At 63.4% G+C, this 22259-nt stretch carries 19 protein-coding genes; 5 read left to right on the top strand and 14 right to left on the bottom strand.

Annotation, left to right across the window (positions count from 1 at the left end; translation table 11 throughout):
- Positions 1-15: 15 nt before the first annotated feature.
- The 4 genes from LOY37_RS05265 to zwf all read right to left on the bottom strand — a co-directional run bounded on the left by LOY37_RS05265 (position 16) and on the right by zwf (position 3782).
- The gene (locus LOY37_RS05265) at positions 16-747 is read right to left on the bottom strand and encodes a monalysin family beta-barrel pore-forming toxin (protein WP_258716410.1); all 732 of its coding nucleotides are present in this window, start codon (positions 745-747) and stop codon (positions 16-18) included.
- A 173-nt stretch (positions 748-920) separates the two neighbouring features.
- A complete protein-coding gene (locus LOY37_RS05260; RefSeq protein ID WP_258609616.1) occupies positions 921-1595 on the bottom strand; it encodes a bifunctional 4-hydroxy-2-oxoglutarate aldolase/2-dehydro-3-deoxy-phosphogluconate aldolase in 675 nt (224 codons plus the stop codon).
- Between the two features lie 17 nt (positions 1596-1612).
- Positions 1613-2326 carry a 6-phosphogluconolactonase gene (gene pgl / locus LOY37_RS05255; protein ID WP_258716409.1) on the bottom strand — a complete coding sequence of 238 codons (714 nt, stop codon included), beginning with the start codon at positions 2324-2326 and terminating at the stop codon, positions 1613-1615.
- On the bottom strand, positions 2313-3782 hold the full coding sequence (gene zwf, locus LOY37_RS05250; protein ID WP_258716408.1) for a glucose-6-phosphate dehydrogenase: 1470 nt from the start codon (positions 3780-3782) through the stop codon (positions 2313-2315). Before zwf ends, pgl begins: the two co-directional genes overlap by 14 nt.
- A gap of 213 nt (positions 3783-3995) precedes the next feature.
- Here zwf and hexR point away from each other — a divergent pair, with 213 nt between their 5' ends.
- Positions 3996-4856, top strand: a complete 861-nt coding sequence (gene hexR, locus LOY37_RS05245; protein WP_176794343.1) for a DNA-binding transcriptional regulator HexR — start codon at positions 3996-3998, stop codon at positions 4854-4856.
- Here the strand turns inward: hexR and LOY37_RS05240 are convergent.
- From LOY37_RS05240 to edd, 10 genes are all read right to left on the bottom strand, one after another.
- On the bottom strand, positions 4849-5703 hold the full coding sequence (locus LOY37_RS05240) for a D-hexose-6-phosphate mutarotase (RefSeq protein WP_045196451.1): 855 nt from the start codon (positions 5701-5703) through the stop codon (positions 4849-4851). The two genes, hexR and LOY37_RS05240, sit on opposite strands and share 8 nt — an antisense overlap.
- A 143-nt stretch (positions 5704-5846) precedes the next feature.
- A complete protein-coding gene (locus LOY37_RS05235; RefSeq protein ID WP_258716407.1) occupies positions 5847-7193 on the bottom strand; it encodes a carbohydrate porin in 1347 nt (448 codons plus the stop codon).
- A 54-nt stretch (positions 7194-7247) separates the two neighbouring features.
- On the bottom strand, positions 7248-8402 hold the full coding sequence (locus LOY37_RS05230; protein ID WP_093387058.1) for an ABC transporter ATP-binding protein: 1155 nt from the start codon (positions 8400-8402) through the stop codon (positions 7248-7250).
- Positions 8403-8407: 5 nt separating this feature from the next.
- On the bottom strand, positions 8408-9253 hold the full coding sequence (locus LOY37_RS05225; protein ID WP_045196445.1) for a carbohydrate ABC transporter permease: 846 nt from the start codon (positions 9251-9253) through the stop codon (positions 8408-8410).
- A complete protein-coding gene (locus LOY37_RS05220; RefSeq protein ID WP_045196443.1) occupies positions 9246-10154 on the bottom strand; it encodes a carbohydrate ABC transporter permease in 909 nt (302 codons plus the stop codon). The genes LOY37_RS05225 and LOY37_RS05220 overlap by 8 nt, the downstream gene beginning before the upstream one ends.
- 89 nt (positions 10155-10243) lie before the next feature.
- Positions 10244-11503, bottom strand: coding sequence for an ABC transporter substrate-binding protein (locus LOY37_RS05215; protein WP_258716406.1), 1260 nt, complete (start codon positions 11501-11503; stop codon positions 10244-10246).
- A 145-nt stretch (positions 11504-11648) separates the two neighbouring features.
- On the bottom strand, positions 11649-13106 hold the full coding sequence (locus tag LOY37_RS05210; RefSeq protein WP_309475543.1) for an ATP-binding protein: 1458 nt from the start codon (positions 13104-13106) through the stop codon (positions 11649-11651).
- Positions 13087-13785, bottom strand: a complete 699-nt coding sequence (locus tag LOY37_RS05205; RefSeq protein WP_045196602.1) for a response regulator — start codon at positions 13783-13785, stop codon at positions 13087-13089. Before LOY37_RS05205 ends, LOY37_RS05210 begins: the two co-directional genes overlap by 20 nt.
- 40 nt (positions 13786-13825) lie before the next feature.
- Positions 13826-14779, bottom strand: a complete 954-nt coding sequence (locus LOY37_RS05200; protein ID WP_258716405.1) for a glucokinase — start codon at positions 14777-14779, stop codon at positions 13826-13828.
- The gene (gene edd, locus LOY37_RS05195; RefSeq protein ID WP_195885750.1) at positions 14776-16602 is read right to left on the bottom strand and encodes a phosphogluconate dehydratase; all 1827 of its coding nucleotides are present in this window, start codon (positions 16600-16602) and stop codon (positions 14776-14778) included. The genes LOY37_RS05200 and edd overlap by 4 nt, the downstream gene beginning before the upstream one ends.
- A gap of 269 nt (positions 16603-16871) precedes the next feature.
- On the opposite strand from edd, the gene gap reads away from it, so the two are divergent.
- From gap to LOY37_RS05175, 4 genes are all read left to right on the top strand, one after another.
- Positions 16872-17873 carry a type I glyceraldehyde-3-phosphate dehydrogenase gene (gap, locus tag LOY37_RS05190; protein ID WP_258664327.1) on the top strand — a complete coding sequence of 334 codons (1002 nt, stop codon included), beginning with the start codon at positions 16872-16874 and terminating at the stop codon, positions 17871-17873.
- Positions 17874-17957: 84 nt separating this feature from the next.
- Positions 17958-18470 carry an RNA polymerase sigma factor gene (locus LOY37_RS05185; RefSeq protein ID WP_093387092.1) on the top strand — a complete coding sequence of 171 codons (513 nt, stop codon included), beginning with the start codon at positions 17958-17960 and terminating at the stop codon, positions 18468-18470.
- Between the two features lie 93 nt (positions 18471-18563).
- Positions 18564-19526 (top strand): FecR domain-containing protein, encoded by a 963-nt coding sequence (locus LOY37_RS05180; protein WP_093387096.1) that lies wholly within the window; start codon positions 18564-18566, stop codon positions 19524-19526.
- A 119-nt stretch (positions 19527-19645) separates the two neighbouring features.
- Positions 19646-22240, top strand: coding sequence for a TonB-dependent receptor (locus tag LOY37_RS05175; RefSeq protein ID WP_258716404.1), 2595 nt, complete (start codon positions 19646-19648; stop codon positions 22238-22240).
- The last annotated feature ends 19 nt before the right edge of the window (positions 22241-22259 follow it).

Here is a 22259-nt window from a genome sequence, read left to right as displayed (position 1 = left end):
AGGTACGCCTGTTGATCAGTAGCGTTTTCGTGGATCCACAAGAGCGTCCATATCAAAACTCCAGGCGCGGGCATCGCCAGCCGTGGAGTAGTTATCGAGCAGTATCAGTTTGAACAGGTCGTCTCTGGACAGAGGTGGCTGCGCGCCTTGCACCTGCTCGTTGGCGCAAAGCCGACTGGTTGCCACCGAAGAAAGCAGTATCAAGTCGTTTTTCCCACCCGTGCTCACGACGCACGCATGATTGGAGCTGAACAGGCCACCTATAGTGTCAGCAGCAGCGAATACGCGATGGGCATAGACCAGTGCTACCTGATAAACCAAATAGGTCGTACTACCCGGGACGAGCAACGATTGTTTTTGCGGCCGTGCAGGTGCCCAGGCCTGCTCGGAATCCATCCCGGTTTGAAGATTGGAAAACGCATTGACTTGATCAATCGCCGGCGCCACAGAACAGTCTTTTGCCGTGCCCTTGAAGAACCAAAGGTGATGCCCCTGAGCAGCGCTGACTTCTATGTTCTGATCGCCAGTAGCCTGTATCACTCGCGTATCAACATAGTTCAGATAGGCAAAAACCGGCCGGCTGATGGTCGGCCATTTACGCCCTTTGAAGCTGACTTCGCCGTAGATTGACTGCCCGTTCACCCAGCAGCCTCGATTGAAATTTCGATCGCCAATCAGATAGCGTTCAATTTCGTACGACCCGCTCTTGAGCGGGAAGCCGATGGCTTCATGTACTTCTTCTTGCATAACGCACCTCAGTTAAAAGTCGTGCAGCCTCTTAACCGTACGGCGCGGTCGACAATCGCGACAGCCGGACGCCCTTCCCTACAACACCAGCAACATCGAAAAATCACCGGCAAAAAAAAAGGTGCGCCGACCAAGCGCACCTCAAAGCCGTGTAGCACACAACGAATTCGGTTTCAGTCCAGCAGTGCCAGGGCCTCGGCGCTGCAGGCTTGAATACGGGCCCAGTCGTGATTCTTGATCCAGCTGCTGTCAAGCATCCAGGTACCGCCCACGCACATCACATTGGCCAGGGCCATGTACTGTTTCACATTGCCCGGGTTGACCCCGCCGGTGGGGCAGAAACGCACGTCGCCGAACGGCCCGCCATAGGCCTTGATCGCCGCTACACCGCCGCTGATTTCGGCCGGGAACAGCTTGAAGCGCCGGTAGCCGAGGGCATAGCCCATCATGATTTCCGACGGCGTGCTGATACCTGGCAGCAGCGGGATGTCGCTGTCGACGCCGGCCTCGAGCAAATCCTGGGTGATGCCCGGGGTGACCACGAACTGCGCGCCGGCCGCTTGCACGGCGGCAAACATCTTGCGGTCCAGGACCGTGCCCGCGCCGATGCACAACTCGGGGCGCTGCTCGCGCAGGACCTGGATGGCCTTGAGGCCATGGGAGGAGCGCAGGGTCACTTCCAGGGTCTTGATACCACCGGCCGCCAGGGCGTCGGCCAGGGGCAGGATGTCTTCTTCGCGGGCGATGGTGATCACCGGCAGAATGCGCGCCTGGGTGCAGATCTGATCGATCCGGGCAATCTTGTCGGCCATGGAAGCTCCCGGCTGTTTCAGTTCATGCGTGGTCATAACGGCGGATCCTTGGCTCATGGGCACCAGTAAATATCCAGAGGGTCTTGTAAGAAGGCACGAATCGGCATCTCGGCCAGGTCATTGCCCGCCAGTGCGGCGCGCAGGGTAGCGAGTTTGCCCGCGCCTTGCACCGACAAGGCGGTAAAACCGGCGCTCGCCAGCAGCGCGCGGGTCATGCTCAGGCGTTGATGCGGCACGCTCGGCGCCAGCATCGGCAGACAACGGCGGGCGCTGTTCGGATCAAGACCTTCGGCAAGGTTCGGGCTGTTGGGGAACAGCGAGGCGGTATGGCCATCGTCGCCCATGCCCAGTACCAGAACGTCGATCCCTGGCAGTTCGGCCAGGGCCTGGTCGGCTTCCAGCGCTGCGGCGTCGAGACTGCCAGCAGCACGGTAGAGGCTGAGGAACCGCGTCTTGACAGCAGGGCCGGTCAACAAATGGCGCTTGAGCAGGCCGGCATTGCTGTCGGCATGTTCCACCGGTACCCAGCGTTCATCGGCAAGTGTCACCAGTACCTTCGACCAGTCCAGCGGCTGCTTGAGCAGTGCGGCGAAGAACGCCACCGGGCTGCGGCCGCCGGAGACGACCAAGGTAGCCTGGCCCTTGTCGGCAATCGTCGCATTCAGGCGAGCAGCCACATCCTTGGCCAAGCCTTCGGCCAACAGCGCAGGGGCAGTGAATTCATGTGCCGCGACGTTTGCCGGCAGTTGCAGTTCAGATATCGCCATACCAGGACCTCCCATCGCGGGTAATCAGTGCAATCGAGCTCATCGGCCCCCAGGAACCGGCGGCATAGGGCTTGGGCGCGTCGCCCGACTGCTTCCAGCCGGCGATCAGCTGATCGCACCACTTCCACGCGTATTCGATTTCGTCTTTGCGCACAAACAGGTTCTGATTGCCGCGCATCACTTCCAGCAACAATCGCTCGTAGGCATCGGGGATCCGCGCGCTACGCCAGGTGTCGGAAAAATTCAGCTGCAAGGGCCCGCTACGCAGCTGCATGCCTTTGTCCAGGCCCTGCTCCTTGGTCATCACCCGCAGCGAGATGCCTTCGTCCGGCTGCAGGCGGATGATCAGCTTGTTGCCGATCTGTAAGCGCTGTTCCGGGGCGAAGATGTAGTGCGGGGTTTCCTTGAAGTGGATGACGATCTGCGACAGCTTTTGCGGCATGCGCTTGCCGGTGCGCAGGTAGAACGGCACCCCCGCCCAGCGCCAGTTGCGGATATCGGCGCGCAGGGCGACGAAGGTTTCGGTGTCGCTCTGGGCGTTGGCGTTGTCTTCTTCCAGGTAGCCGGGCACCGGCTTGCCTTCGCTGTAGCCGGCAATGTACTGGCCGCGCACCACCTGGGTGCTCAGGCCCTCGCCCTTGATCGGCGCCAGGGCTTTGAGCACCTTGACCTTCTCGTCGCGGATGCTGTCGGCAGAGAGGTCACTGGGCGGGTCCATGGCAATCAGGCAAAGCAGCTGCAGCAGGTGATTCTGGATCATGTCGCGCAATTGCCCGGCCTTGTCGAAATAGCCCCAGCGCCCTTCGATGCCGACCTTTTCGGCAACGGTGATCTCCACGTGGGAGATCGAGTTCTGGTTCCACTGGGTTTCGAACAGGCTGTTGGCAAAGCGCAGGGCAATCAGGTTCTGCACCGTCTCCTTGCCCAGGTAATGGTCGATGCGGTAAACGCGGTTTTCCGGAAAGTACTGGGCCACGGCGTCGTTGACCCGCCGTGAAGACTCCAGGTCATGGCCGATGGGCTTTTCCAGCACCACCCGGGTACGGGCGCTAAGGCCGGCTTGGTCGAGGTTCTCGCAGATGCCGCCATACACCGCCGCGGGGGTGGCGAAATAGGCAATCAGCTGGCTATCGCTGCCAACCTGCTCAGCCAGCGCCTGGTAGTCCTCGGCTTTGAGAAAGTCCACGTGCAGGTAGCTAAGGCGGGCGAGAAAGCGCTGCAGTACCGGCGCCTCTATTTGCCCGGCAGGCACGAACTCCTGCAGGTGCGCCTCGATCGACGCCAGGTGCTCAGCGACACTGCCCGGCTCGCGAGCCAGGGCCAGCACCCGGGTATCAGCGTGCAGCAGGCCGGCCCGGTCGAGCTGGTAGAGCGCCGGGAACAGCTTGCGCAAGGCCAGGTCGCCAAGGGCGCCAAACAGGGCAAAGGTGCAGGGTTCAACGCTGATCGAAGCCATGATGTTGGTTCTTTTATCAAGTTGACGTAGAAATACCGTTTTCAATCGCAGTTTTCAAGGAATAATGTAGTAAAAACCACAACATTTTACCCAGTGGACAGATTCAAGTGGTGTGCCATCCATGCCATCAGTACGATAGGCCACCGTGTCAAAAGCCCGCTGCTGTCGCCAGCCGGCTGTCTCAACGACCCAAGGAAAACACCCATGGACCGCGTGCGAAACCTCCTGGAGCAGATCCAGGGCCGCCTCGAAGAGCTGAACAAGGCTGAGCGCAAAGTCGCCGAAGTCATCCTGCTCAACCCCCAGCAAGCCACCCGCTTCAGCATCGCCGCCCTGGCCCAGGCCGCCAAGGTCAGCGAGCCGACGGTCAACCGCTTCTGCCGCTCGTTCGGCGTCAGCGGCTACCCCGAGCTCAAGCTGCAACTGGCGCAGAGCCTGGCCAGTGGCGCCGCCTATGTCAGCCGGGCGGTAGAGGCCGATGATGATCCGGCCTCCTACACCCAAAAGATCTTCGGCAGCGCCATCGCCTCGTTGGACAGTGCCTGCCAGCAACTTGATCCACAGCTGGTCAGCCGCGCCGTCGACATGCTGATCCAGGCCCGGCAGATTCACTTCTTTGGCCTCGGCGCCTCGGCGCCGGTGGCGCTGGATGCCCAGCACAAATTCTTCCGTTTCAACCTGGCAGTGTCGGCCCATGCCGATGTGCTGATGCAACGCATGCTGGCCTCGGTGGCCCACACCGGCGAGCTGTTCGTGATCATCTCCTATACCGGGCGCACCCGCGAGCTGGTCGAAGTCGCGCGCCTGGCCCGGGAAAACGGCGCCTCGGTACTTGGCCTGACGGCCGCCGACTCGCCGCTGGCCAAGGCCAGCAGCCTGAGTCTGAACATCCCGCTGCCGGAAGACACCGACATCTATATGCCGATGACTTCGCGGATTATCCAGCTGACCGTGCTCGACGTGCTGGCCACCGGCATGACCCTGCGCCGCGGCGTCGACTTCCAGCCGCACCTGCGCAAGATCAAGGAAAGTCTCAACGCCAGCCGCTACCCGATCGACGACGAACTCAACTGAGCAAGTGCGCCTGCAGCCGCAGGTGTGCTTGCTCACCCGGCGCCAGGCTCAGGCTGTCACTGCTGCCGCTGGCCGCCTCGACACAGACGAAGCCCAGGGTTTCGCTGCCACTGACGCCCATCAACGGCCGGCTGCCGGGGTGCCAGACCACGGTGTCCTCGCTGTCACCGGTATCGATGCACAACTGGCGCTGCCAGGCCGGGTCGTGCAACTGCAGGGTCGCCGCATTGGGGAATACCCGCTGGCAACCACCATGGACCTTCAAGGCGCCCTTCTGCCGACAGGCCTGACGGTTCAAACGGTCGTAACCCTCAATGTTTTCTAGCCCAGACAGCGCTATCTCGGAAACGTCACTAATACGCCAATAGGCCAGCAGAGCATGACTCAACTGACAAGGCTGGCTGTCCTGGTGTTCGGTACTGAGCTGCAGCTCCATGCGCTTGCCCAGTTTGGCCAGCAGGTCAACCTGCCAGTCGCACAGCTGCAGGCGCCATTTGAGGGTCACGCCGTCTGCGTCTTCACTGCTGTCGATCAGCTTCCAGTCAAGCAGGCGCGCCCAGCCATGGGCCGGCCACATGTCTTCACTGGGGTGTCGGCCGTACCAGGGCCAGCACACCGGCACGCCGCCGCGGATGGCGCCGACTTGCGGCCACTGCGCCGCACACCACAGCCAGGGGCGCTCGCCCTGGGGCTGGAAGTGCAATAACTGCGCGCCCTGACGGCTGAATACTGCCTGGCATTGCGGGTGATCGATGATCAGCACATCGCGCTGCTGGTAACGCTCCCACTCAAAGGTCGGCCTGGGCCTCTGCGAAGTGAAGAAACGTTGTAGCGGGTGCTCTGGCATGGCGGGAAACTCTTGTTGTTAGTGAGGGCCTCATCGCGGATCAAGCCCGCTCCCACAGGTTCTGCGCAATCCATGTGGGAGCTGGCTTGCCAGCGATCGACCGCACAGCGGTCGCAATATGCGTAAATTTACAACATATCGCCTCAGAACGACGACTGAATCTTCAACCCGGCGACCAGCGCGTTATCCACCTCATCCACCCCGCCCGGGCTCTTGATGTACTGCAGGTTCGGCCGCACGGTCAGCCAGTTGGTAACGTGGAAGCCGTAGTACAGTTCGGCGTTGTACTCAGTCTTCTGGATCGGCACGAAATCGGCGTCGTTGTAATCCGCGATGCCGCTCTGCTGGTTGAGCAGTTTTGCCCTGTCCTGCACATCATCGTTGACGTGGATGCGCGCCACGCCAAAGCCGATGTCATCCTTAGGCCGGCCATCGAAGGCGCCCTTGTAGACCATGCCCACCTGCTGATAGTTGTCGACCACGTTGGTGGCCTTGTCGTGCACGGTGAAGTTGGCGAACAGGCTCAGGCCACGGTTGGCATCACCGTTGTGCGTAGTGACCTGCTGTTGGGCCACCACCCACCAGCCATGCTTGCTCGAATGCGACTTGAAGGCGGCGCCGGTCAATGCCTGGGGCTGGCCATTGAGGTCTTCATAGACGTCATCGGCCTTGGCCGTGCTGTAGTAGTAACCCAGGCGGTACTCGCCGGGCAGGCCGTTGACCTGCGGCGACCAGACCAGCTCCACCGGCAGGATCATGCCCTTGGTGCCGCTGCCGCTGAGCTTGAAGCCATTGCCGGTCTCAAGGTTGGAGGGGTTCTGCTCATACACGCCGACCTGGGCGAAGAACTCCGGGGTGATGTTGTACTTGAGCCGCATGGCCCACTGGCTGACCGGCCAGTTGTACCAGATGCCGCCAACCCAGTTACCCACCTGCGAGCCGCAGAACGCCAGGTTCTGGAAGTCGCAGGGGAAGCTGTTGAAATCCTCGCCTTCACCGAAACGGCCGACCTTGATATCCAGGGCGCCATCGAAATATTTCTGTTTGACCCACATCTGCGTCAGGCGCCAGGTCTGGCCACGGCCCCAGACTTCCTGCACCGAACTGAACTGGCCGGCGCGCGGGTCGCTGATGCGGTCGTTGGACAGGTTGCGCCCGCTACGCTCGGTGATCGCCAGCTTGAACTCGGCATCGTGCCAGCCGAAGATCTTCTCCAGGTCCAGATGCGCACCGAGCGCGAACTGGTCGCTGTAACGGGCAGTCTTGTCGTCGTTGTAGCCACCATTGAGGTTACCGGCCACCTCGCCGACGTAATCGAGGGTGAAGTCGTAACCCTTCTCCAGCAATTCGGTGCGGGTGCCGCCCCAGTCGCCGCTCATCCATTTCGACTCCGGGGCAAAGGCGCCGGCCGCCTGCGCCCCGCAACTGACGCCCAGGGCCGCCAGCAGGGTCAGCGGCGCCAGCGGCTTGATACGCTTGAAGTGATCCATCCCTTGTTTCCTCGTTTTATTGTTCTCGATGGGTTTCTACGTTCTATAACGAATTCAGCGGCCCTTGAATTGGGCGACATTGTCCTGACTTGTCTGCGCGGGTGCGGCAACACCCAGGCGCTCACCCGTGGCGGCATCGAACAGCAGCACCCGCGCCGGGTCGAACTGCAGGTTGAGGGTGTCGCCGACCTGGGTTGGCACATCCGGGGCCAGGCGGCAGCAGACTTTGGTCTGGTTGAGCGTGACGAACACCAGCAGGTCCGGCCCGGTGGGCTCGGTGATCTGCACTTCGGCACGAATGCTCGGCAAGCCGTTGGCCTGGGCCGGGGCCAGGGCGATCTGTTCGGGACGAATGCCGAGAATCACTTCACGCTCCTCCAGGCCCGCGACATTGAACCCCAAGGGTAGCTCGCAACGCGCCTGGCCACTGTCGAGCAGGGCCAGCAGGCGCCCGTCCTTGCGCTGCAGGCGCAGGGGAATGAAGTTCATCGGTGGCGAGCCGATGAAGCTTGCGACGAACAGGTTGGCCGGGTCGTTGTAGATCTGCTGTGGGGTGCCGAACTGCTGGATCAGCCCGTCTTTCATCACCGCCACCTTGTCGCCCAGGGTCATGGCCTCGATCTGGTCGTGGGTGACGTACACCGTGGTGGTCTTAAGGCGCTGGTGCATCAGCTTGATCTCGGTGCGCATCTCCACCCGCAGCTTGGCGTCGAGGTTGGACAGCGGCTCGTCGAACAGGTAGATCTTCGGCCGCCGCGCCAGCGCCCGGCCCATGGCCACGCGCTGCTGCTGGCCACCGGACAGCTGGCCAGGCTTGCGCGTCAGCAGGTGCTCGATCTGCAGCAGCTTGGCCACCCGCGCCACTTCTTCATCGATGGCGGCGGCGGGCATCTTGCGCATCTTCAGGCCGAAGGCGATGTTGTCGCGCACGTTCATGGTCGGGTACAGCGCGTAAGACTGAAACACCATGGCGATGTCGCGGTCCTTGGGGCTCATGCCACTGATGTCGGCATCATCCACCAGGATCGCCCCGCCGCTGATCTGTTCAAGGCCGGCGATGCAGTTCATCAGGGTCGACTTGCCGCAGCCGGACGGCCCGACCAGGATCAGGAACTCGCCGGAGTCGATCGACAGCTCGATGTTCTTCAGGGTGTCCGGCATGCCGCTGCCGTAGCTCTTGTTGACGTTGCGCAGTTCAAGCGTTGCCATTGTGTTTACCCCTTGACCGCGCCGGCCGTGAGCCCGCGCAGGAAATACTTGCCAGCCAGCACATAGACCAACAGGGTCGGTAACCCGGCGATCATCGCCGCCGCCATGTCGACGTTGTATTCCTTGACCCCGGTGCTGGTGTTGACCAGGTTGTTCAGGGCCACGGTGATCGGTTGCGCATCGCCACTGGCGAACACCACGCCGAAGAGAAAGTCGTTCCAGATCTGGGTGAACTGCCAGATCAGGCAGACCATGATGATCGGCACCGACATCGGCAGCAGGATGCGCCCGAAGATGGTGAAGAACCCCGCGCCATCGAGCCGCGCCGCGCGCACCAGCGCCTCCGGCACGCTGCAGTAGTAGTTGCGGAAAAACAGCGTGGTAAAGGCCAGCCCGTAGACGATATGCACCAGCACCAGGCCGCTGGTGGTGCTGGCCAGGCCCAGCTTGCCGAGGGTGAACGAGGCCGGCAGCAGCACGGTCTGGAACGGCAGGAAGCAGCCGAACAACAGCAATCCGAAGAACAGCTGCGAGCCCCGGAAGCGCCACATCGACAGCACGTAACCGTTCAACGCACCGAGCAGGGTCGAGATCACCACCGCCGGCACGGTGATCTTCACCGAGTTCCAGAAGTAGCCGCCGACCGTGTCCCAGGCCTTGATCCAGCCGATGCCGGTGATTACCTCGGGCCAGCTCAGCAGGTTGCCGGTACGGATGTCCTCCGGCGACTTGAAGCTGGTCAGCAGCATCACGACCAGCGGGATCAGGTACAGCGCGCAGGCCAGGATCAGGGTCGAGTAAATCGCCAGGCGGCTGAAACTCAACGAGCGGGGAGCGAGGGACCTAGTCATGGCGCTTGTTCCTCAGTTCCGAATACAGGTAAGGCACCAGGATCGACAGGATCGCGCCGAGCATCAGGATCGCGCTGGCCGAGCCCATGCCCATCTGCCCGCGGCTGAAGGTGAAGGAGTACATGAACATCGCCGGCAGGTCCGAGGCATAGCCCGGGCCGCCTGCGGTCATCGCCGCGACCAGGTCGAAGCTCTTGATGGCGATGTGCGCAAGGATCATCAGCGCGCTGAAAAACACCGGGCGCAAACTCGGTAAAACGATACGCAGGTAGATGCTCGGCAGGCTGGCGCCATCGACCTGCGCGGCGCGGATGATCGACTGATCGACGCCGCGCAGGCCGGCCAGGAACAACGCCATGACAAAGCCCGAGGCCTGCCACACGGCGGCGATCACCAGGCAGTAGACGACCCGGTCGGGGTCCACCAGCCAGTCCAGGCGAAAGCCTTCCCAGCCCCAGTCGCGAAGCATCTTGTCCAGGCCCAGGCCGGGGTTGAGCAGCCACTTCCAGGCGGTGCCGGTGACGATCATCGACAGCGCCATGGGGTACAGGTAAATGGTGCGAATGAAGCCTTCGCGGCGGATGCGCTGGTCGAGCAGCACCGCCAGCAGCACGCCGATCACCAGGCTGATGGCGATGAACATGCCGCCGAACAGCAGCAGGTTCTTGCTCGCCACCCACCAGCGGTCGTTCTCCATCAGCCGTGCGTACTGCGCAAGGCCCACCCATTTGTAGCTGGGCATGAAGCTTGAGTTGGTGAAGGACAGGACGAAGGTCCAGAGGATGTAGCCGTAAAAGCCCACCAGGACGATCAGCATGCTTGGCGCCAGCACCAGTTTCGGTAACCAGCGCTGCAGGGCGTCCAGGGGTGAGGCCTTGTTGAGTGTGGCAACAGTGCTCATCAGGATATCTCGTGTGGAGGCAATCGCGGGTATTGTGGGAGCGGGCTTGCCCCGCGAAGGGCCCGAAAGGCCGCCCCCACATCAGCCCATCACTTGGCCGACTTGATCGCCGAACTCAGCTGCTTGACCGCTGTCGCCGGGTCGGCTTTGGGGTCGTTGAAGAAGTTGGTGACGACATCGAAGATCGCCCCCTGCACCGCCAGCGAAGTCGCCATGTTGTGGGCCATGCTCGGTTGCAGGCCGTCGCCTTTTTCCGCTTCCTTGAAGTCCACCGCCGACTTTTGCGTACAGGCGTCGAACTGGCTCATGTCCATGTCCTGGCGTACCGGCAGGGAGCCCTTGTTCTGGTTGAACACGGTCTGGAACTGCGGCTCCAGGGCGACCTTGGCCAGGTCGTTCTGAGCCTTGATGTCGTCCTCGTTCTTGAGCTTGAACATCGCCAGCGAGTCGATGTTGTAGGCAAAGCTGCCCTGGGTGCCGGGGAAGGCCACGCACTGGTAGTCCTTGCCCGCCACCTTGCCGGCGGCGGTCCACTCGCTCTTGGCCCAGTCGCCCATGATCTGCATGCCGGCCTTGCCGTTGATGACCTCGGCGGCGGCAATGTTCCAGTCACGCCCGGCGCGGTTGGGGTCCATGTAGGTGCCCAGGCGTTGCAGGGTCTTGAATACCTCGACCATCTGCACACCGGTCAGGGTGTCTTCATCCAACTCAACGAAGGCTTGGTGATAACCCTTGGGCCCGAGAATGCTCAGTACCAGGTCTTCGAACACAGTGCTGTCCTGCCACGGCTGGCCGCCATGGGCCAGCGGGATGAAACCGGCCGCCTTGAGCTTGTCGGCGGCAACGAACAGTTCATCGAGAGTGGTCGGCACCTTGGCCCCGGCCTTGTCGAACACCTGCGGATTGATCCACAGCCAGTTGACCCGGTGAATGTTCACCGGCACCGCCACATAGTGGCCGTCGTACTGCATGATCTGCGCGACTTTCTTCGGCAGCAGGGCATCCCAGTTGTTGGCCTTGGCGACATCGTCGAGTTCAGTGAGCAGGCCCAGCGCGCCCCATTCCTGGATGTCCGGGCCCTTGATCTGGGCGGCGCCCGGCGGGTTGCCGGCCACGGCGCGGCTTTTCAGTACGGTCATGGCCGCGGCGCCACCGCCACCGGCGACGGCGTTGTCCTTCCAGGTGAAGCCGTCTTTCTCGACTTGTTCCTTGAGGGTTTTCACCGCTGCGGCTTCACCACCGGAAGTCCACCAATGAGTGACTTCAACGGTACCGTTGGCGGCAATTGCACTGAGGGGCAACAAGGAGGCGAGGGAAATGACAGCGGCGAGGCGATTGATCGCATTCATCGAGAGAAACCTTTTCTTGTTGTTATGCAGGTGCAAGTCGTGGTGCTTGCGCTTGCATCGGAGTCTAACCAGCGGCACGGGGGCTGCAGGTAACGAAGGGATGCGCGAATGTCACCAGTTGGTGACATTCGCCTGAATGAGGGTGTCAGTCACTGCTGCGCGGCAGGCTCAAGGTCACCCGCAGGCCCCCTTCACGCAGGTTGCGCAGGCTCACCTCGCCGCCGTGGCTGTGGGCGATGTTGCGCGCAATACCCAGGCCCAGGCCATAGCCCTGCTGCTGCCCGGCCAGGCGAAAGTGCGGCTCGAACACCTGCTCCTGGCGCTGCTCGGGCACGCCCGGGCCTTCGTCATCGACCTGCAGGACGAAGCCGCTGTCGCTGTCGATGATGCGCAGGTGGGCGCGCTCGCCGTACTTCAAGGCGTTGTCGATCAGGTTGCCGATGCAGCGTTTGAGCGCCAGCGGCTTGCCCGGATACGGCGCCAGGGCCCGGCCTTCGAGGGTGATCTGGCCACTGCCCAAGTACGGCTCGACCAGACATTCGAGCACCTGATTGAGGTCGATTCGCTCGATGTTCTCGTGGATGTCGGTGTCCTTCACGCACTGCAGCGCGCCCTTGACCAGCATCTCCAGCTCATCGAGGTCGCGGCCGAACTTGGCCTGCAACGGCTCGTCATCGAGCAGCTCGACCCGCAAGCGCAAGCGCGTGATCGGTGTGCGCAGGTCGTGGGAGATGGCGCTGAACAACTGGCTGCGCTCAGTCAGGTAGCGGCTGATGCGTTCGCGCATGGCGTTGAAGGCGCGGCCCACCTCCTCCACTTCGCTGCCGCCGCCTTCGGTCACCGGCTCGACGTCCGCGCCCAGCGACATCTCCCGTGCAGCCAGGGCCAGGCGCTTGAGCGGGCGGCTCTGCCAGTGCACCAGCAGGCCGATGAACAGCAGCAGGAATGAACTGGTGAGGACGATGAACCACAGCTGCTGGTTGGGCAGGCCCTGCTCTTCGAGGCTGGTATAGGGCTCGGGCAACAGCGATGCGATGTACAGCCATTCGTCTTCGGCGAGGTGGATCTGGGTCACCAGCACTGGCGGGTTGATCGGCTCCAGGGTCAGCGCATAGTGGGCCCAGGAGCGCGGCAGCTCATCGAGTTTCAGGCCGCTGTTGAAGATTCGCAGGTCTTGCGGGCTGACGAACTGGATGGAAATTTCCAGCTGCGCCCCCAGGCGCTGGTGCAGCACCTCGCCGACGGCATCGATCACCGCGGCCTTGCGCGGCGTGGCGGGCAGTACCTGCATGTCCAGGGGTTTATCGTTGAGGGACACGACGAAACGGGTGCCGCCCATGCTGCGCAACTGGTCGAGCACCATCGGCCGGTACGCTACCGGCAGCGAACGAAAATAGCTGACGCTGGCACTCATCGAATGGGCCAGGCTACGGGCGCTGGCAACCAGGCCTTGCATCTGGCTGGCGCGCAGTTGCGACAGCCAGATCAGGCTCGAGAGCGCTTGCGCCAGCAGCACTACCAGCAAGGTCAACAGCAGCATGCGCCCCAGCAGCGAGCGCGGCAGCGGCAGGCGCCAGCGCCCGTCAGTGCGCAGGCGCAACATTGGCCGCCAGCAAGTATCCACTGCCGCGCACGGTACGAATCAAGCGTGGCGGCTTTTCGGTGTCACGCAGGCGCTGGCGCAGGCGGCTGACCGCCATGTCGACGATGCGGTCCAGCGGCATCGGCTCGCGGCCACGGGTGGCGTTGCCAATGGTGTCGCGGTCGAGGATCTGTTGCGGGTGATCGAGGAACAGCTTGAGCAAGGCAAAATCGGCGCCGGACAGAATCACCTCTTCACCGTCACGGTGGAACAGCCGATGGCTGATGGTATCCAGGCGCCAGTCATCGAAGGCCAGCACGTCACCGCCACTGCGCTCCTGGCCAAAACCGGCACGGCGCAGCAACGCCTTGATCCGCGCCTGCAGTTCGCGCGGGCTGAAGGGTTTGCCCAGGTAATCATCGGCGCCCAGTTCCAGGCCGATAACCCGGTCGGCTTCGTCGGAGCTGGCAGTGAGCATGATGATCGGCACCTGCGCCAGGCGCGGATGCTGGCGCACCCAGCGACACAGGCTGAAGCCATCTTCGTCGGGCAGCATCACGTCGAGGATCACCAGGTCGCAGTCGCTGGCGTCCAGGGCCTGGCGAAAGCCACGGCCGTCGGCCACCGCCTGGACGCTGAAACCGGCGCGGCTCAGGTAGGCCTGCAGCAGTTCACGGATGTCCTGGTCGTCGTCGACCATCAGTATCGACTTGCTCACGAATCACTCCTTGCTCCACCGCTCAACCGGCTTGTTGCAACGCCACGCCGGCCCCGAGCAAGCCGGAGAATTCGGCGGTCACCAACCATACCGGGACATCCTTGAAGTAGCCACTCATGCAGCCCTTGTCGGCAAAACTGGCGGCAAAGCCGCTGGCCAGGAACAGCTCGGCAAAGCGCGGAATGATGCCGCCGACGATAAACACCCCGCCTCGCGCGCCAAGGGTCAGCACGTTGTTGCCCGCCACCCGGCCAAGGAACCGGCAGAACTGCTCGATCACCGCCAGGGCAACCGGCTCGCCGGCCAGCGCCGCGTCGGTGATCGCCGCCGGGCTCTGCAATGGCGCAGGCTGGCCATCGAGGGCGCAGATGGCCTGGTACAAGCGCAACAGGCCGCCGCCGCTGAGCACGGTCTCGGCGCTGACATGGCCGATTTCGTTGGCGATCTGCTGATGTATCTGCGCTTCGCGGGCATTACCCACCGGCAGGTCGACATGCCCGCCCTCGCCCGGCAGCGCCATCCAGCGCTCGTCACCCAGGCTCAGCAAAGTGCCGACGCCAAGGCCGGTGCCTGGGCCGATCACCAGCGCCGGGCGGCCTGGATCCGGCGCGCCTTGGCAGACACTGCGGTACTCGCCCGCCTGCAGGCGGGTCATGCCCAGGGCCATGGCAGTGAAATCGTTGATCAACAGCAAGCGCTCGACCTGCAAGGTGTTGCAGAACGCCTCGCGGCTGAGGCGCCAGTGGTTGTTGGTAAAGCGAAACTCGTCGCCATCGACCGGCCCGGCCACCGCCAGGCACACTGCGCCCAGCTCGCCGCGGGCCAGGCCCTGGGCGGCCAGATAAGCGCCGATGGCCTGTTCCGGGCTGGTGTAGTCGGCCGTGGCAAAGACCTGCACCGCGTGCATGCGGTTGTCTTGCCAAAGGGCAAAGCGTGCATTGGTGCCGCCGATATCGCCGACCAGTGCGCGCTTCATTTGAGCGTCTCCAGCGCCGAGGTGAAGGCGCTGGCGCCCTTCTCGGCCGGGCTCAGGGCGGTCCGCAGGAAGCCGAACAGCTCACGGCCGCAACCCAGGTCGTTGCCGGTCGGCGCGGCGGGCAGTTGCCGATCGGCCAGCTCTGCGGCACTGAGTTTCACCGTCAGGGTGCCGGCGACGCCATCGACGCGGACGATATCGCCGTCACGCAAGCGCGCCAGCGGGCCGCCGTCGAAGGCTTCGGGGCAGACGTGAATGGCTGCGGGGATTTTCCCCGAGGCGCCGGACATGCGCCCGTCAGTCACCAGCGCGACCTTGAAGCCCCGGTCCTGCAGCACACCGAGGAACGGGGTCATCTTGTGCAGCTCGGGCATGCCGTTGCAGCGCGGGCCCTGGAAGCGCATCACGGCGACGAAGTCACGCTCAAGCTGGCCGGCCTGGAAGGCATCGGCCAGCGCCTGCTGGTCATGGAACACCAGTGCCGGGGCTTCGACCACCTGGTGCTCGGCGGCGACGGCAGACACCTTCATCACCCCGCGACCGAGGTTGCCTTCCATCACCCGCAGACCGCCTTCGGGCGAGAACGCCCGGGCCACCGGGCGCAGGATCGCCTCGTCGAGACTTGCCTGCGGGCCTTCGCGCCAGACCAGTTTGCCGGCCTCAAGGAACGGCTCCCGGGTGTAGCGGCGCAGGCCGTGGCCAGCGACGGTGTTGACGTCTTCGTGGAGCAAGCCGGCATCGAGCAGTTCGCGGATCAGGAAGGCCATGCCACCGGCAGCCTGGAAGTGGTTGATATCGGCCTTGCCGTTCGGATAGACGTGGGACAGGGTCGGCACCACTTCCGAAAGCTCGGCCATGTCCTGCCAGGTCAACTGGATGCCGGCGGCCTGGGCAATCGCCGGCATGTGCAGGGTGTGGTTGGTCGAGCCGCCGGTGGCGTGCAGGGCCACGATGGAGTTGACCAGGGATTTTTCGTCGACGATCTCGCCCAGCGGCATGAAGCTGCCACTGGCCTTGGTCATGCGCGTGACTTGCTGCGCAGCCTCGACAGTGAGGGCATCGCGCAGCGGCGTGTAGGGGTTGACGAAGGAGGCGCCCGGCAGGTGCAGGCCCATCACTTCCATCAACAGCTGGTTGGTGTTGGCGGTGCCGTAGAAGGTGCAGGTGCCGGGGCTGTGGTAGGACTTCATCTCCGATTCCAGCAGCTCTTCGCGGCTGGCCTTGCCTTCGGCGTAGCGCTGGCGCACATCGGCTTTCTCCTTGTTGGAGATGCCCGACGGCATCGGCCCGCCGGGGACGAAAACGGTCGGCAGGTGGCCAAAGCGCAGCGCGCCCATCAGCAGGCCGGGGACGATCTTGTCGCAGATGCCGAGCATCAGCGCCGCGTCGAACATGTTGTGCGACAGGGCGATGGCGGTGGACATGGCGATCACTTCGCGGCTGGCGATGCCCAGCTCCATGCCCGGCTCACCCTGGGTGACGCCGTCGCACATGGCCGGCACGCCGCCGGCGAACTGGCCGACCGAGCCGATTTCGCGCAGCGCCTGTTTGATCTGTTCGGGGTAATGCTCGTAGGGCTGGTGCGCCGAGAGCATGTCGTTGTAGGCGGAGACGATGGCGACGTTGGCCGCGTTCATCATCCGCAGGCTGTCTTTGTCCTGGCTGCCACAACCGGCGACACCGTGAGCGAAGTTGGCGCATTGCAGCTTGGCGCGCATCGGCCCGTCGCTGGCGGCCCCGCGAATCAGCTCAAGGTAGCGTTCACGGGTGGGGCGACTGCGGGCGATCAGCCGTTGGGTGACCTCAAGAATGCGCGGATGCATGTACTGGACTCCAGGCTATCGGTGGTTGCGACCTCTGCGGCGGTTTCCCTTATCAACGATCGCGACCTAGGCTCAAGGGCAGGGGCGATGCGTTGCGGGAGGGACGGCTTGGCCGATCGCTCGTTGTAGATTGAATAAAATATTGCCAGCAAAAAGGCTTGTTTTCTATTTTTTTACGAATAATCTTGTAATTCCAACAACAAAATCAGATGCAGTGAAGCAAAACTTCAATTGCCACAGGCTTCACCCGGTCTGCCAGAGGTAGCTCCATGACCCTTCGTATCGCAATCAATGGCTTTGGCCGCATCGGCCGCAACATCCTTCGCGCACTCTATACCCAAGGCTACCGTCAGGACCTGCAGGTCGTCGCCATCAACGACCTGGGCGACAGCGCGATCAATGCCCATCTGCTCAAATACGACAGCGTCCACGGCAGCTTTGCTGCCACGGTTGAATCCGATCACGAGAGTATTACCGTCAACGGCGACCGCATCGCCGTCAGCGCCATCCGCAACCCGGCGGAACTGCCGTGGAAAGCCGAAGCCGTCGATGTGGTGTTCGAATGCACCGGGTTGTTCACCGAACGCGCCAAGGCCGCCGCCCATCTTACTGCCGGGGCCGGCAAAGTCATTATCTCGGCGCCGGCCAAGGGCGCGGATGCCACCGTGGTGTACGGGGTCAACCATGACATCCTGCGCCCTTCGCACCAGATCATCTCCAGCGCTTCGTGCACCACCAACTGCCTGGCGCCGCTGGCCCAGGTGCTGCACCGCGAGTTCGGCATCGAGCAGGGGCTGATGACCACCATCCACGCCTATACCAACGACCAGAGCCTCACTGACGTTTACCACAGCGACCCGTACCGCGCCCGGGCGGCAACCCAGTCGATGATCCCGAGCAAGACCGGCGCCGCCGAAGCCGTGGGCCTGGTGCTGCCGGAACTGGCCGGCAAGCTCACCGGCATGGCCGTGCGGGTGCCGGTGATCAACGTGTCGCTGGTCGACCTGACCGTCAATCTTGAGCGCGAGGCCACGGCCGAGGCCGTCAACGCGCTGTTCAAGGAGGCCAGCCGGCACTCCAAGGTACTGGGCTACAACAGCCTGCCGCTGGTGTCCTGCGACTTCAACCACAACCCGCTGTCGTCGATTTTCGACGCCAACCACACCCGCGCCAACGGGCGCATGCTCAAGGTACTGGCCTGGTACGACAACGAATGGGGCTTCTCCAACCGCATGCTGGATAACTGCCTGGCACTGTGCAACGCCCGCTAGGATCACAACCTCGCAGGAGGCAGTACTTGACCAAAGCGTTGATGATAAGCATTATCATTCGCCACGCCATGGTCGGGTACCGCTGTGAGTCAGTCCCAGTTCAACGTCGTTTTCCTCGCCCAGCGGGTCAGCCTGCTGCGCACCCTGCAGCGCATGGTGGATAACCCCAGCACTGCCGAAGACCTGTTGCAGGAGACTTACCTGCGGGTTACCCGTGCCCTTGGCGAACGCCCCATCGAGCACCTGGAACCCTTCGTTTTCCAGACTGCACGCAACCTCGCCCTTGATCACTTGCGCGCGCGCCGGGCGCAGTCGCGCAACCTGGTCGAGGACGTGCCCGAGCAAATTCTGCACAACGTCGCCGCGCCCAGCAGCAGCGCCGAAGACGCCGCCCACGCCGAACAACTGCTCAAGCGCCTGAGCGTCAGCCTCGCCCAGTTGACCGAGCGCCAGCAACGCATCTTCATCCTCAGCCGCCTGCACGGCGCCAGTTACCTGGAAATCGCCGAACAGTTGAAAGTATCGGCAAGCACGGTTCAGAAGGAACTGAAACTGATCATGGCCATCTGTGTAGGGGTAGCCGACCGGCTGAAGTAAACAGCCCGTCGTGGATCGCAGCTAAAACCTTGCCATCCCCATGGATACCCCGGATCATTCGCAAAAAGCGCCAGCCCCGCCAAGGACCCACCCGTGACCGACAGTCCCCCTCCTCGCCCCGCGCCGCCTGGCCAAGCTGCCAGTGACCAGGCCATGGACCAGGCCCTGGACTGGCTGATCCGCCTGCAATGTGCCAGCGCTGAAGACACCCAGGCCTTCGAAGCCTGGCTCGAGGCTGACCCGGCCAATGCCCGCGCCTATGTCGAGGCCGAGGCCATCTGGAACGGCGCGCCTTTGCGCCAGGCAGCCGGGCAACTGCACCAGGTGCAGCGTCGCAGCCTGCGCTCACGCATCCGCCCGCACTACAAGCCCCTGGCCGCAGCCGCTGTGCTGCTGGTGGGGATTTTCACCGTCGGCAACCTGCCGGTGCGCCTGCAGGCCGATCACCTGACCGTGGTCGGTGAACGCCAGCGCTTGCAACTGGACGACGGCTCCAAGGTGTTGCTCAACACCAATTCGGCCTTTGCCAGCGACCTGCGCGATAACCGCCAGGTTGCCCGGCTGCTGCAGGGCGAGGCCTATTTCGAGATTCCCGCTGGCGCCCAGCCGCCCCTGGAGCTGCAAGCCGGCCCGTTGCGCGCCAGTGTGCGCGACACCGACTTTGCTGTGCGCTACCTCAACGGCGAAGCCCAGGTGCGGGTGCAACGCGGCGATGTCGACCTGCAGGCCAGCAGCGACCAGCGCATTCGCCTGTCGGCGGGCGACAGCATCAGCGTCGGCCCTAATGGTTTTGGCCAGCGCGGGCGTCTGGATGCGCAAAAAGACCTGGCCTGGGTCCAGGGCCGGCTGGTGTTCGAAAACTGCCCGCTGAACCAGGTACTGGCCGAATTGCGCCGCTACTACCCGGGGTGGATCATCAACGGCAACGAACAGCTGGCGAACGTCGCGGTCACCGGCAACTACCGCCTCGACCAGCCGCTGGAAACCCTGCGCGCCCTGGCCCACATCACCTCGGCGCAGTTGCATGAGTACCCGGCGCTGGTGATTCTCAACTGAGGCAAAAGTTTTTTTACGCGATCCCTGACGCTGTTACGTCTCGTTATAGCCAATGCAACTGATTCTTATTTTTGAATCAGCCAGCACCTATAACATTTGCGCGACAGGGAGCGCTTTCGATGTCCACTGGTTTCACTCGTCGATCTTCAGCCACTTCACGTACCCCCGGCCTGCAGCGTTGCACGCTCTCCCTGTTGACCCTGGCCATGCTCGCCAGCGGCGCCTGCAGCCTGCCGGCGCTGGCCGCGGAGCCGGCCCAGGCCAGTGCCCCGCGCATGGGCGACTATCGCTTCGCCATCGGCCAGCAGCCGCTGGTGTCGGCGCTCAATGCCTTTACCTCGGTCACCGGCTGGCAAGTGGGCTTCTCTGCCGAACTGGCCGATGGCGTCGCCTCGCCGGGCGTGCATGGCTCGCTGAAACCTGAAGCCGCCCTGCAGCGCCTGCTGGCCGGCACCGGCCTGAGCTACCGCACCTTAAGCAGCGCCAACGTGGTAATCGAACGCAGCGCCGGCAAGGCCATCGCCCTGCAGCAGATCACCGTCAGCGCCACCCGCAGCGCCCAGGACGTCAGCCAGGTGCCGAGCACCGTCAGCGTGCAGACCCGCGAGCAGCTCGACCGCCAGAACGTCAACAACATCAAGGAACTGGTGCGTTACGAGCCTGGCGTTTCGGTCAGCGGCACCGGCCAGCGCAGCGGCCTGAACGGCTACAACATCCGCGGTATCGACGGCGAGCGGGTGCTGACCCAGATCGACGGCGTGTCGATCCCCGACAGCTTCTTCTTCGGCCCCTACGCCCAGACCCAGCGCAACTACGTCGACCCTGAAATCGTCAAGCGCGTGGAGATCCTCCGTGGCCCGGCCTCGGTGCTGTACGGCAGCAACGCCATTGGCGGCGCGGTCAGCTACTTCACCCTCGACCCCGACGACATCATCAAGCCCGGCCAGGACGTCGGCGCACGCCTGAAGACTGGCTACAGCTCGGCAGATGAGAGCTGGCTGAACTCGGCCACCGTTGCCGGCCGCCAGGGCGAGTTCGACGGCCTGCTGCACCTGAGCCAGCGCAACGGCCATGAAACCGAGTCCTACAGCAGCCACGGCGGCACCGGCCTGGCGCGCACCGCCGCCAACCCGGAAGATGTGCGCACCACCAACATCCTCGCCAAGGCCGGCTGGAACTACGCCGACGACGCACGCCTGACCTTCACCTATGAAAACTACAAGGACGACCGCGACCTCAAACAGAAAAGCGCCGTGGGCGGGCCGTTCATTCCTGGCTTCGGCGCGATGAACTCGTACCGCGACCGCACCGGCAACGACACCGTGACCCGCGAGCGCTTCGGTATCAACCACGAATTCGCACTCGGTAGCGTGCTGGCCGACAACATGAAGTGGAGCCTGAACTACCAGATTGGCAAGACCGACCAGCGTACCGAAGAGCTCTACTTCGCCTCCGGCCGCCAGGTGTTCCGTGACCGCCAGACCACCTACAAGGACCGCCAGTGGGTGTTCGACGCCCAGCTGGACAAGACCTTCAGCATCGGCGCCACCGAGCACCTGCTGACCTACGGCACCACCCTCAAGCACCAGAAGGTCACCGGTTCGCGCAGCGGCACCGGCACCTGCCTGAACGTCGGCGGCGCCTGCCGCTTCATCGGCCAGATCAGCGCCAGTGACAGCCAGGCACTGGTCAGCGACTTCCCTGACCCGACCGTCAACACCTACAGCCTGTTCGCCCAGGATGAAATCCGCTGGAACCAGTGGACCTTCCTGCCGGGCGCGCGCTACGACTACACCGAACTCAAGCCGCACATGACCGACGAGTTCCTGCGTGGGGTTGGCGCCAGCCCTACCGACCCGGTTGATGACGATGCGAAGAAATGGCATCGGGTTTCGCCCAAGTTCGGCCTGACCTACGCCTTCAACGACAACTACACCTGGTATGGCCAGTACGCCGAAGGCTTCCGCACGCCGACCGCCAAGGCGCTGTATGGCCGCTTCGAAAACCCGGGCCTGGGCTACAGCGTGCGCGGCAACTCCAACCTCGAACCGGAAAAGAGCAAGAGCTACGAGACCGGCCTGCGCGGTAACTTCGAAGCGGGTAACTTCGATGTCGCGGTGTTCTACAACAAGTACCGCGACTTCATCAACGAAGACGCCGTGCAGGGCAGCAACCTCGGCCAGACCTTCGAAGCCAACAACATCAAGCACGCCACCATCAAGGGTGCCGAGTTCAAGGGCCGCCTGAACCTCGACGCCTTCGGTGCGCCGCACGGCCTCTACACCCAGGGCTCGCTGGCCTACGCCCATGGCCGCAACGACGACACCGGCCAGCCGCTCAACAGCGTCAACCCGCTGACCACGGTGATGGGCCTGGGTTACGAGCAAGAGCAATACGGCGCGCTGCTGAGCTGGACCCTGGTCAAGCGCAAGGATCGCGTCGACGACACCACCTTCTTCGCCCCCGACGGCACCAGCAAGCAGTTCCGCACCCCGGGTTACGGCGTACTCGACTTGACCGGGTTCTACAAGGTCAGCGATGACATCACCGTCAACGCCGGCCTCTACAACCTGACCGACAAGAAGTACTGGCAGTGGGATGACGTGCGCGGCTACGACGGCCTCGGTGAAGCGGCGGTGACCGCCCCCGCCAACCTCGACCGCCTGACCATGCCGGGCCGTAATTTCGCCATCAACCTGGTCTGGGACATCTGACCGCGAACCTGTGGGAGCG

It is taken from the genome of Pseudomonas sp. B21-012, assembly GCF_024749305.1.
Classification (GTDB): Bacteria; Pseudomonadota; Gammaproteobacteria; order Pseudomonadales; family Pseudomonadaceae; genus Aquipseudomonas.
This window is presented reverse-complemented; position numbering and strand designations above follow the sequence as displayed.

Coding starts and splice junctions, on each gene's coding strand:
- LOY37_RS05265 (WP_258716410.1), bottom strand. CDS start 747: ATGCAAGAAGAAGTACATGAAGCCATCGGCTTCCCGCTCAAGAGCGGG.
- LOY37_RS05260 (WP_258609616.1), bottom strand. CDS start 1,595: ATGACCACGCATGAACTGAAACAGCCGGGAGCTTCCATGGCCGACAAG.
- pgl (WP_258716409.1), bottom strand. CDS start 2,326: ATGGCGATATCTGAACTGCAACTGCCGGCAAACGTCGCGGCACATGAA.
- zwf (WP_258716408.1), bottom strand. CDS start 3,782: ATGGCTTCGATCAGCGTTGAACCCTGCACCTTTGCCCTGTTTGGCGCC.
- LOY37_RS05240 (WP_045196451.1), bottom strand. CDS start 5,703: ATGCCAGAGCACCCGCTACAACGTTTCTTCACTTCGCAGAGGCCCAGG.
- LOY37_RS05235 (WP_258716407.1), bottom strand. CDS start 7,193: ATGGATCACTTCAAGCGTATCAAGCCGCTGGCGCCGCTGACCCTGCTG.
- LOY37_RS05230 (WP_093387058.1), bottom strand. CDS start 8,402: ATGGCAACGCTTGAACTGCGCAACGTCAACAAGAGCTACGGCAGCGGC.
- LOY37_RS05225 (WP_045196445.1), bottom strand. CDS start 9,253: ATGACTAGGTCCCTCGCTCCCCGCTCGTTGAGTTTCAGCCGCCTGGCG.
- LOY37_RS05220 (WP_045196443.1), bottom strand. CDS start 10,154: ATGAGCACTGTTGCCACACTCAACAAGGCCTCACCCCTGGACGCCCTG.
- LOY37_RS05215 (WP_258716406.1), bottom strand. CDS start 11,503: ATGAATGCGATCAATCGCCTCGCCGCTGTCATTTCCCTCGCCTCCTTG.
- LOY37_RS05210 (WP_309475543.1), bottom strand. CDS start 13,106: ATGTTGCGCCTGCGCACTGACGGGCGCTGGCGCCTGCCGCTGCCGCGC.
- LOY37_RS05205 (WP_045196602.1), bottom strand. CDS start 13,785: ATGGTCGACGACGACCAGGACATCCGTGAACTGCTGCAGGCCTACCTG.
- LOY37_RS05200 (WP_258716405.1), bottom strand. CDS start 14,779: ATGAAGCGCGCACTGGTCGGCGATATCGGCGGCACCAATGCACGCTTT.
- edd (WP_195885750.1), bottom strand. CDS start 16,602: ATGCATCCGCGCATTCTTGAGGTCACCCAACGGCTGATCGCCCGCAGT.
- gap (WP_258664327.1), top strand. CDS start 16,872: ATGACCCTTCGTATCGCAATCAATGGCTTTGGCCGCATCGGCCGCAAC.
- LOY37_RS05175 (WP_258716404.1), top strand. CDS start 19,646: ATGTCCACTGGTTTCACTCGTCGATCTTCAGCCACTTCACGTACCCCC.